This window comes from Chryseobacterium antibioticum, assembly GCF_012927325.1.
Taxonomy (GTDB): Bacteria; Bacteroidota; Bacteroidia; order Flavobacteriales; family Weeksellaceae; genus Chryseobacterium; species Chryseobacterium antibioticum.
On sequence record NZ_JABBGI010000009.1, the window covers coordinates 49886 to 61809 of the forward strand.

Consider the following 11924-nt stretch of genomic DNA (forward strand, 5'->3'; position numbering starts at 1 on the left):
GGCTTTTATTTTTTACGGCATATCTACTGTAGATACTTTAGGTGGAGGTGCCAGATTGGTCATATTCAGGACTTCCATCTCCGTTACATTGGTATTTTCTTCTGTGGACTTCATTGTTCTGGACATAGCAGTTGTGCTGTCCTTTTTCCGGTTTTGAGCAGTGGGTACCAGAAATATAGTTTGATAACCTGCATATTCCGGTTTTGCCATTTTACTTTTAGGATGATTCATAGGGTATTTTCCCATATAAATTCTGATTCCCGGATTTTTCAGTTTCTGTTTTTTAGCTGTTTCTTTTACATATTGAAGATATCCTTCCAAATCTTCTACAGAAAACCAATACCAGCGTGAATCGGGTTCTCCGTTTCTGGCTCTGGTGAGAATGATGTTGTTTGTTTTAGAGTATTCATCATAAAGTACCCGGCCTTCACGGTAGCTGATGAGCTTCTTTTTATAACTGTTACTGACAGGTTCTTTGGGCGGTTCGGAGCAGCGGGTGCAGCTCAGCGTGCAAAAGCTTAAAATAAGAACGACAAAGAGCGGTCTTAGATTTTTGAATAGAAAAGGAGTTTTCATGTTGATGGTTTTTAATTTTATAAAACAAAATTAGGTAACTGCTTGACTCTACAAAAGAGGGAAAACACTGTTTTTGTCTTTTATTAAATTTACAACATTTTCATTTGACTTTCAGAGAGATAAATCATTTTTGTATAATGCTTATCCAGTAAGGGTTTTAGACGTGAACCTTTAAAACGAGGAATAGCTCAAACGTTCTTATTACTCCTGTTTTATCTCATCAAATGACTCCATTAATTCACATTCTGTTTAAATATTTTTAATAGTCTACAAAATTAGTAGGTTTGTATGATTTATCTCATGCTATCATGTGATTTGATTCGTAAATAATTAAATACTTTTGACACAGTTAAAAAAAAGTTAAAATTATTCTCATGAATAAGCATTCATTCAATTCTTACTTATGCACCGGTATGGCTTCTGTATCTACTCAACATCAATGTTGTGCAGATGCTTGCCTTTCACAACACAATCTTATCATTCCTGATATGTGTTTTGAATTGATGATGTGCAGAATGATGCAGGTATAAACTTCCGAAAACACGGATATTACTGTAGAAATTAAATCACAGTAATTTCAAAATCTTTTTAAGGCAGGCTTACTTTCTGCCGGTTTCAAAATTTTCTCTCTGGCAATCTCTCTAAAAAGGGGGAAAGGGAATCCTTGTTTCATAACCGGAAGGAATAAAAGTAATGTATCAATCAATTTTAAAAACAAAATTAGTATAATGAGGAAAAGACAATGTAAAATGGGTGCATTGGCCATGATTTTATTTGCAGAATTTGGCTTTGCACAAAACAGGGACAGCCTTTCCAAAGAGCATGCCATACAGGAAGTTGTAGTGGTTGCTTTTGGGAAGCAGAAAAAAGAGGAAATAACAGGATCGGTACAATCATTGAAAACGAAAGATCTGGCTAATCTTCAAAACGGAAATATACTTCAGGGCATTGGGGGAAAGGTGGCCGGAGTACAGGTCATATCTTCGGGGCAGCCGGGATCGCAGCCTACCATCAGAATGAGAGGAATTGGTTCTATTAATGCATCCAGCGATCCGCTTATTGTACTGGATGGCATTCCTTACAATGGAAACCTGAACAGTATTCCGGGAACGGATATTGAGAGTATTTCTTTTCTTGAAGATGCTTCTTCCAATGCTTTATATGGTTCAAGAGGAGCGAATGGGGTGATCATCGTTAATACCAAAAGAGGAAAATCTAAAGGTCTGCACATAGAAGCAGATGTGAAAACAGGAGTGAATTTCCGATCCATCGAAGATTATTCGGTGTATACTTCGCCGCAGGATTACTACACTGCATTTTATAACCGGGCAAGAGTTGGTGAAGTTGCGAGATTGAAACAGCCGGGAGCCGTTCCTTCCGGAGCGAGCCCTCATGATGTTGGTATTGCCGCCCTGAATAAGTTGGGGTATAGTGCTTATAATGTGCCATTTAGCGCACTGATAGGGAAGGATGGTATTTTTAATCCTGATGCCAAACTATTGTATCAGGATAACTGGAAAAATCTGCTTTTTAAGCCAGGATTAAGAAGAGAAGCCAGTGTAGGGATCACAGCCAATAATGATCAGGTAAAATCGTATACGTCATTAAATTATTTAGACGATCAGGGATATCTCATCGGTTCCGGATTTAAAAGATTTGGAATAAGATCGAACCTGGATTATGCGATTACCCAAAAACTGAAACTGACCAGTAGCCTTTCCTATACCTATAGCAAACAGGATTTTGGTGAATCTGGTGGATTTTCCAATCCTTTTCAGTTTGCGAGAAATATAGCGCCTTTTTATCCTGTTTTTCTAAGGGATAATAACTACCAGATCCTGTATGACAACAGTGGACAGGTGTTATACGATTATGGGGATGGACAAGGGCCAAACGGAGCAACGAGGTCTTATGCGGTTTTTGAAAACCCGGTGGGGAATCTCCAATACGACAAATCGCAGACCACCAATAATATTACCAATGTCAATTTGGGTCTGAATTATGAAATCATTAAAGGGTTAGACTTCACCTACAATTTCGGAGCGTATCTGGAAAACACAAAAAACCTTCAGTTTGGAAATACATTAGGAGGAACTTCCTCATCTGTAGGAGGAACAATCAATATGGGGTCTGTATTTAAACATACCTTAAACCACCAGCAATTGCTTACGTACCAGAAAAAACTGGATAAACACAACTTTAATATTCTTATCGGGCATGAATTAAACAAAATAAAAAGCGATGGATTTTCAGGATCCAAACAACAGCTTTTATTGCCGAACTCATTGTCTTTTGATAATGCTGTAAGAATAACCGATCTGTCTGGAAATGGCTATGAATATGCCGTAGAAGGGTATTTTACAAGATTGCTTTATAATTATGACGGGAAATATTTCTTTAATGCCAACATGAGAAGAGATGGTTCCTCTGTCTTTTCTCCGGAGAGCAGATGGGGTAATTTTTACGGTTTGGGCATAGCCTGGAATGTGGCTAAAGAAGACTTCCTTAAAGACAATGAGGTCATCAATTCTCTTAGGTTGAAAGCTTCTTACGGACAACAGGGAAATGATAATATTTTGCTGGATGGTTCTACCAGAGACTATTACGCCTATCAGGATATCTATGGAATCAACAATTTTGGAGATGACAAACCCGTTCTGTCCCTTAAAAAACAGGGAAATAAAGATTTAAAATGGGAAACTTCCAAAAATCTGAATGCCGGTTTCGAAATCTCTCTTTTTAAAAACAGAATCAACCTGAATGCGGATTATTTTGAGAGAAAAGTATCAGATATGATCTATGCACTTCCTTTACCTCCTTCCAATGCGGGTTCTTATGTGAAATACGGTAATATCGGAGACATGATCAACAAAGGGGTTCAGACGAATCTGAATGTGGAAATTCTTCGGTCAGGACAATTCCAGTGGAATGTGTACGGAAACGCCACCCATTATAAAAACAAAATTACCAAACTGCCTGCCGAGCAAAGAAATACAGGCCTTGTAAGCGGTCTGTTTATTCTGAACGAAGGAGATGACAGATATACCTACTATCTGAAGAAATTTGCAGGAGTAAATCCTGAAAATGGAGATGCACAATGGTATAGAACAGCTGTTAACCCAAATACACAACAGGAAGAAACCACGATTACAGCCAATTATAAAGAGGCTACCGATTACAACACGGGAAAATCAGCCATTCCGAAAGTATATGGTGGATTCGGAACCGATTTCACGTACAAAGGCTTCAATCTGGCGGTTAATTTTGCCTACCAGTTTGGGGGATATGGCTATGATGATATCTACAGAAGTTTATTCCATTCAGACACGTATGCTTCTAATTATTCAACGGATTTAAATAAGACCTGGACCCCGGAAAAACCAAATGCAGCCTTACCAAGGGTAGATTTGACCTCAACCAATCAGAACGGACATTCTACACTTTATCTGATCAAATCAGATTACATCAGCCTTCAGGATGTGACCTTGTCTTATCAGCTACCGGAGGGTTTCGCACAGCAGGCAGGTTTGTCAGGTCTTAAAGTGTATGTGACGGGGAACAATCTTTACTTATGGTCCAAAAGAAAAGGATATGATCCAAGAGCTTCATTAACCGGAGTTTCAGACCCATACAGATACTCACTGCTGTCCAGTGTTTCTTTAGGATTTAAATTTAACTTTTAAGAAAACAGATGAAAACAATAAAATACTTTATAGCAGCTCTCTCTATCACCTTGATAACGGGTAGCTGTGCCAATGATTTAAATACACTCCCGGAAGGAGATATATCCGGGGAACAATTGAATAATGACCAGTCAAAGCCCGAAAAAATCTTAGGTGGAATCTATCTTGATTTCCGGAGTAACGGTGCCGGAGGTTCTACAGCGCATTCTGATTTTGGGATTATGGGCATCAAAGGAGGATCAGATCTGATGTCTAATGATGTGATACAGGCCACCAATCAGCATTTGGGGATGTTTTATAATTATGAAGCGACCAATGCCAGTAATTCTGCCGCAGAATTTGTGTGGACTACTTTTTATGCAAGAATATTTGTCATCAATAAACTGCTTGATGATTTAAAAAACGATACGAAATCCAATAATACAGCCATCAAAGGGCAATTACTTGCTCTGAGAGCCTACTCCTATTTTTATCTGGTCCGTTTCTACGCAAAAAGCTACAAGGGCAATCAATCAGCACCGGGTCTTCCGCTTGTTCTTACCAGCAGTAACCAAAGTCAGGGTCTTGCGAGGTCGTCAGTATCGGATGTTTATCAGCAGATTACAAGAGATATTGAAGAATCTATTATCCTTCTGGACAGCTTTGCACGTCCGTCAAGAGCCCAGATCGATCAAAGAACAGCGAAAGCTATTGCCGCTGAGGTCTATCTGGAAACAGGAGATTATATCAAAGCAGGGAAGTATGCGCATGAAAGCAAGCAGGGAATAGCACTGATGACTGAAAATGATTATACTACAACCGGATTCTCTAATATCAATAATCCTGAGGTCTTATGGGGTTTTCATAACACCGTATCTACCATGAGTATCGGAAACTACTATGCTTCATTCTTCTCTATGTTTGATAATACCAATGAAGGGTATGCGGGTGCCGCAAGGATCTACAAGCTGATCGATAAACGTCTCTATGAGGCAATACCGGATACGGATTATCGTAAAAAGGTATTTAATGGGAGTCAGGGCGCGGCGTATACTTTTAATGGAAAAAAGAAAAATTACCCTGCATATGTAAACTGGAAATTTAAGGATCCCACTCTTTTTGAAGGAGATTATATCTATATCAGAGCATCCTCGCTTTATTATATAGAAGCTGAAGCGCTGGCCAGACAGGGTAGAGAGGCAGAAGCGAAACAGGTTTTATATGAAATCACTTCAAAAAGAAACAATGCCTATACGCTGTCCTCAAACTCAGGAAACGAGCTGATCAACGAAATTATTCTTCAAAAAAGAATTGAACTTTGGGGGGAAGGCTGCGCCTGGTTTGATATGAAAAGATTGGGTACACCTCTGGAAAGAATCTATCCGGGAACGAATCATACATTTGGAAGACTGAATCTTTCGCCTGATAAATTCATATTCCAGATCCCGAATAAAGAGATTAATAATAATCCGCAGATTGTACAAAATTGATAGATCATTTCTTAAATTCATTTTAGAAGGGATTGATCAAATTATTTAGAATTTGTCTCATGATTCAATAGTCTGGTTTATAATCACTTATGCAGAATTGTTTCCCATAAAATGCAGGGAAGGTACTGGGAAGTTCTATAAAAAAAACCGTTTCACAACTAGTGAAACGGTTTTTTGTGATCTAAAACTCTCTATTTCATTGCTTTAGGTTGTTTGTGTACATCGTTTCAAAAAAAATAAAATTCTTTTTCAACACGTCAAGTTCTGTCGCTTCCGGCTCTGATATTTGCCTCAGGAAAACACACAAATGAAAATAGACTTTAAAACAAAAGGTGGAAATCTTCTTGCCGTAAACCACCTAAAAAAATAGGGCTAAAATGAGAAGTCATGAGAAAATGACTTGCAATCTATTATTAATATACAATTACAAAAATCACAAAATGAACAACATTGAAAACCTCCCTGCCGAATTGCCGGCAGAAAACACTCCAACACAGACACTTTTTAGGTTTGTAAGCTTAAGAAGCCCACAGCTGTCAGATGAAAATGAACAGGATAAAAGATTTATTCTAGCTCCCCAGCAATTAAAAGATGATGGTACTTTTTACAAACCGGTAGTAGAGGCTTCAGGATCAAAACGTAGAAAACTTCTTGAGTGTGCAGCTACTTTTGCAAATAACACGAAATGTATTTCATCTGGGCCCAATAGTATACACAGTCTTGAAAGCTTCAAGAGAACTTATTCTTTAGATCATCAATTGGCTGTTTGGCTGGCAAGGAATAAAGGAACGTGTACGTATGAAGAATTTACAGCAAAAAAAGCTGAAATATATAACGGACAGTTTAATATTGCCCCCGATCTGTTAGATCTTTGGAATAATTTAATTTATCAGGTAGCCGTACAAAAAGATTTTTATATAAAAGAACTTGTTATGCAGTTTCTTCTGGTAAGACATGTTTCCTCTGCTTTCAATGAAGAAGAATTTAAGCTTTTATTGAATGCTAAAGTGGTCCTTCCTAAAGAACTTATGCTGGATGAAAATGCGGATTCCGCATCTCAGAGGCTTTCAAAAATAGCAGTCAATGAGTTTAAGGAAACCTCTCCAAGTGAGGAAATGAAAAAACAGCAGCTTATTTCCGAAGGAAGGTTAAGGCTTGGTAGATATGAAAAACTGACCAAGAATTTTTCTCTTTTGGAGAAACAGTACAGGGATGAATATCAAAAAGAATACGAAATCCGGTACGAAGAACATCAGTTAAGAATTGCCCCTATTATTGAAAAATATAACGATGATGTAGCAGCAAACAGAGAGAAATACTGTCTAGTGAGAGTGCCGGGAGAAATTTATGACCCGAAAGATCCCTGCCAGCAGATTCCCAAAGTTCCTGAACCAGTATTGCCCAAGCTCGACTTTCAATTCCGTCCCGAAATTGAGGCTGAATATCTGGCAACTGTATTAAAACCTGAAAATATGGATACTTTACTGGATATTTTAGGTTATGATTTTCAACCTAGATCAACAGATAAAGAACGCGCTGCTGCAAATGGAATATCTGATCTGCATCAATTGTTGGAAGGAAGAAATACGTTTTCGGAAATCAATTCTCTCATCTCAGAATCAACGGAAAACAGGAACAGAGTTATTGCAGAAAATACAGAAACGGATACTGAAGTTTATACCAGTATCGGAGGAGTTATTGTTCCAATGGCAAAAGCCGCTGCCGTTCCGTTTACTTATCAGCTGTGTCCAAAGGATCTTTTCAGATTTTATGGGCTTAATATGTCTTTAAATGTTCCTGATGCTTCATGGGATATTTCAGGAGTATATCATGAGCTGGTTTCCAGCATTGGAACTAAAACGGGGAATGATTTTGTAAAATCCAGAAACGGGAATACTATTTTCTTAAATGATCTTTTAGGACAGGGAGCTGATTTCTCAGAATTTGAAGGCGCATCTTTTCATATTGAGCTGTATTTTACAAATGGACAGGTTGCTAAATTTAAAACACCGGGAATTACTGTAAAAAACTGTATTTCTTCTAAGTTTGAACTTGAGGTTGAAGGAACTGAAAATCCTCCTGTTATTATTGATGAGGAACAGAATTTTATTCCTTCAGGTTTCGGTTTCAAGCAGATCGGAATTGCTGATTATTTAAAAGTTGAGCAGAGTACCCATGCTTATGTAGAGGGAGAAGTTGCTCATATTGAGAATATCATGGCAAGAGAATACCGTGAAAAATCTACCCGAAAGCTAAGAAGAAGCGAAAATACCACAACTTCATCTTCTGATACGGAAAGAGAACAGCTTTCTGATACCACGACAGCCAATCGTTTTGAAATGCAGTCTGAAGTTTCCAAGATCTTACAGGAGTCTAATGATTTTGCAGGTTTTGCCAATGCAAGTTATGGAGGCAAAATGTTCTCAATGAGCGTCGGTGCCAATTACGCAAACCATCGATCAAAAGATGAAAGTACAAGACAGGCTGTCACACAGGCTCAGGACATTACGGCAAGAGCGATGGACAGAATCGTAACAAAAGTCCATGAAGAAAGAATCGAAAAGATCATTGATGAATTTGAGGAAAATAATTCTCACGGGTTTGACAACAGAAAGGGGGATAAAAATGTAGTAGGTGTTTACCGATGGGTAGATAAACTGATGAAAAACCAGATCTATAACTACGGTAAACGTATGATGTTTGAGTTCATGGTTCCTGAACCCGCCAAACTGCATTTATTAGGAATGGTTTCTCAGCAAAATCCGGATCAGGTTAATCTAATTAAGCCGGAAGATCCAAGAACGTCATCAGTAATGGCGATGAAAAATTACGGAGATCTTAGTACAGATGCTGTTTTAAAATACTGGGTATCAAGATACAATGTTGAAGTGCCTGAAAAGCCTGTAGAAAATTACAGCATTGGAAAATCTTTAAGCGGACAGTTTGCAGGTGAACAAAGTGCAATTCAGCATGCTGCTTTTAAAGACGAGATTCAAGTGCCGGACAACTACGTGGCAGTAGGTTGCAGAGTGGGCTACAGCGCATCTGGCGATGGTAGTGAATCGGCCATGTGTATTTTAGTAGGAGATATTGATTTTTATCTCCATGGATATTATTCTCAGCTTGAAGTGCGTAGGAGAGAAACTTTTGCTAAACCTTATTCAAAGACAGTTCCTATTTCAGCTACTTTTTATGAAATTTTCTCAGGAACAGCGAATTGTGTTTTGGATCTTCAGTTGACACAGGAAGCTAGAGATGCATGGTATCAGAAAGTATTTAAGGCAATTATGGACGCTTATGAAGATGTATTGGTGGAATACAATAATAAGCTTGCTGAAGAAAAGAGCAAAGCTGTGGAGATTAAAGGATCCAATCCAACATTCTACCGTCAGATTGAAAATACAATTTTACGTAAAAACTGTATTTCTTACATGGCAGACAGAGCCTCAGGATCTACGCATGGATATGGTCTGGAAGGATTGACCAGCGGTTCTTCTTTCAGCAATTATGAAACGGTTTTAAATAGCAGTTTGGATAAATATACGGCTTTTGTGAAATTTATGGAGCAGGCTTTTGAGTGGGAAAACCTTTCTTACAATCTATATCCTTATTACTGGGGAAATAAGCAAAACTGGCTGAATCTTTACCAGTCTGAAGATACCGATCCGTTGTTCAGGTCCTTTATGCAGAGCGGAATGGCAAGAGTAGTGGTAACAGTCCGTCCGGGATTTGAAGAAGTTGTACAGTTCTATCTGGCAACCGGAAAGATCTGGAATGGAGGAGAAGTCCCTGTAATCGGAGATGAGCTTTACTTATCAATTGTTGATGAAATGAAAGAACCTAAAGGTTTAAAACAAGGAAAATCATGGATCACGAGACTTCCTACTTCTCTGAATATCCTTCAGGCAGAAAGTATAGGGCTGAAAGTAAAACATGCATTGCCTTTCAGTACAGAGAATCCGGATGATTTTGAAGTTCCTTCAGAAGTGATTACGGAGGATAAGTTCAATTTTGAATCCAATACCAACCTTCTGGGCGTTCAGGCATCGGGGACATCTTCTGAGCAAGTGATTTCTGGAGATTGGGCCGCACAAATTAATTAATCACAATTAACAAAAACAAAAACAATATGTCTAATATAGGAAAAATTATTAGGGTAAATGCATTACCTCCGCAAGGGGAAAGAGAAACAAATGTTATTTACCAAGTAGCTGCACCCGGTGCAGCTACTTATACAGACTATGCCATTGATGAAAATGGCGATATGAAAACTCCGGCAGCAGGTTCTGGTGCCCAGAATCTTAGTGATGATCTTATCAAAATTTCTGATCCAGGTCTGGTATCTGAAGGATTTTTAACCCAGGCTCAGTTCAATCAAAACATGAATGAGGATCTGGATCTTAAACTCAATACTCCAGTGATCGACGGAAATGCACAGAATTTCACAAAAATTGTAGGCCTGGATGATAACGGCAATACGGCAAAACTGCCCGCAGGTGATTTAGGGAAAAACGTTGCCAATTCTTCTCTGACTACGGTGTCCGGTGCCGGATTGACACTCGGTGCCAACTGGGCACTGAACACTTCCGGGCTTTATTATTCAATAACCGGATTAGCTGATGTTTCGAGTGATTCAACATTCAATACTTTATTAGCTCAAAATGCATCTGGCAGAATGGGGAAATCAAACGGGAAAGGCGCATTTATGAACCTGCCTAACCAGTTAACAGAAAGCGAGAAATCCTCATGGAGAACTCTTATGAATGGAGGCTGGACTACCGCAACCATGAGCGTTGCGATTATTAATCCGGTAATCATTAAAAAGCAAAATAATATAAGCTATATTTCATTAAAGGGTGCCAATCTCAATCTCAATCCTACAAATTTTCAGGTTGCCATTGTAGATCTTAACGGTAATGTCGTTTTAAATATCCCTTCCTCACAGGTACAACTGTATACAACAGGACTGGATTTAGTATTTTGGGCTAATTTATTTTCATTGTCTCTTGGAACATATAAAATAAGATTGAGAAACGGAGTCGCAGAATATACTACTCCTGTAACATTTCAGTTGGTTGACACAGTAACTACAATAGATCCTTCAACTCTGGCATGGAATACAAAAGTCTATAACGATGCAACGACTTCAAAAATGTACGCAGCTGGAAATACTGTGTATTACGGATTAGACGCAAACGTCAAACCAAATGCTGATGAACCTGTATACTTGTTTAAGGCAAAAACACAAACTCCAATATTCCCGGCAAATTCTGATTTTTATTTTGAATTTGAGTTGCCTATGTTTTGGGTAAACGGGAATGTCAATACCAATACTTTTGGACTTTCAGCCTTATCTAACCATAACGACTTAAACAATGATTGTGTTGGAGGCGTGGATATTGGGATCAGGCAGGATTATATGAAATGGACGAATTATAATGGTGCAGCATTACCTAGTCTTGATTATAATCAAACCGCAGTGATGATTCTTATAAAGAGGGGGAATATTCTGACACGTATATTCCAAACGAGACTTGCCGGAGGAACAGCTTCTGCAACTTACACAGACAATGTTACAATACCTGATGGAACAGCATTCTATATCACGGCAATTTTCCAAAATTCAACTTATTATTCTGCTGTTCCAAAGTATATAAGTATGAGAATTAAAGATATGTACACTTTTTAAAATTTATTATTATGAACGAACAATTAGAAATACCGACTCAAATCCAGGCTTTAATCAATGACATTGAAAATGTTGAATTAAATCTTGCAGAATTACCCTTATCTGAACATCCAAAGCTTCCGCAATTCGACAGAAGTATTCGGGTGCTGGATATTGATGCCAAATCTAAACAGCAGTTTATCTGTTTCAACTATGAACAGGTACTGAAAGACAAAGAAACCGGCGAAGAGATCAATATTGCTCTTCCTGCCCCGGAGTGGGTAATCTATAAGGAAACATGGAGCTATCTCCGTGATAATTACGGCGAGCCAATTGAGCTGCCTCTGGCTGAACCTAAAAATGATATGGTCGTCGACAAAGTGAAAGTTCCCAGTTATCAGTATATGCTTTGGATGCTAAAGAATAAGAAGGTTGGCTTTACGGAGCTTCTTGCTTCTTACCTGGATGAATTTGTGAAAACCCACAAAGAACAGCTGGATAAGCTTTCCTAAGAAGTATTGATTAATG

At 38.4% G+C, this 11924-nt stretch carries 7 protein-coding genes; 6 read left to right on the top strand and 1 reads right to left on the bottom strand.

Annotation, left to right across the window (positions count from 1 at the left end):
- Positions 1 to 12: 12 nt before the first annotated feature.
- Positions 13 to 576 carry a hypothetical protein gene (locus tag HHL23_RS08445; RefSeq protein WP_169234374.1) on the bottom strand — a complete coding sequence of 188 codons (564 nt, stop codon included), beginning with the start codon at positions 574 to 576 and terminating at the stop codon, positions 13 to 15.
- Between the two features lie 374 nt (positions 577 to 950).
- Between HHL23_RS08445 and HHL23_RS08450 the strand changes: the two genes are divergently transcribed.
- The 6 genes from HHL23_RS08450 to HHL23_RS08475 all read left to right on the top strand — a co-directional run bounded on the left by HHL23_RS08450 (position 951) and on the right by HHL23_RS08475 (position 11908).
- Positions 951 to 1106, top strand: a complete 156-nt coding sequence (locus HHL23_RS08450; RefSeq protein ID WP_169234375.1) for a hypothetical protein — start codon at positions 951 to 953, stop codon at positions 1104 to 1106.
- A 198-nt stretch (positions 1107 to 1304) separates the two neighbouring features.
- Positions 1305 to 4259 carry a SusC/RagA family TonB-linked outer membrane protein gene (locus HHL23_RS08455; protein ID WP_169234376.1) on the top strand — a complete coding sequence of 985 codons (2955 nt, stop codon included), beginning with the start codon at positions 1305 to 1307 and terminating at the stop codon, positions 4257 to 4259.
- A gap of 8 nt (positions 4260 to 4267) precedes the next feature.
- Complete coding sequence (locus HHL23_RS08460) at positions 4268 to 5728, top strand: RagB/SusD family nutrient uptake outer membrane protein (RefSeq protein ID WP_169234377.1); 1461 nt, start codon at positions 4268 to 4270, stop codon at positions 5726 to 5728.
- A gap of 440 nt (positions 5729 to 6168) precedes the next feature.
- Positions 6169 to 9831: a hypothetical protein gene (locus HHL23_RS08465; protein WP_169234378.1), complete on the top strand. Its 3663-nt coding sequence runs from the start codon at positions 6169 to 6171 to the stop codon at positions 9829 to 9831.
- A 26-nt stretch (positions 9832 to 9857) separates the two neighbouring features.
- Positions 9858 to 11417, top strand: coding sequence for a hypothetical protein (locus HHL23_RS08470; protein ID WP_169234379.1), 1560 nt, complete (start codon positions 9858 to 9860; stop codon positions 11415 to 11417).
- Positions 11418 to 11428: 11 nt separating this feature from the next.
- The gene (locus HHL23_RS08475) at positions 11429 to 11908 is read left to right on the top strand and encodes a hypothetical protein (RefSeq protein ID WP_169234380.1); all 480 of its coding nucleotides are present in this window, start codon (positions 11429 to 11431) and stop codon (positions 11906 to 11908) included.
- Positions 11909 to 11924 lie beyond the last annotated feature (16 nt).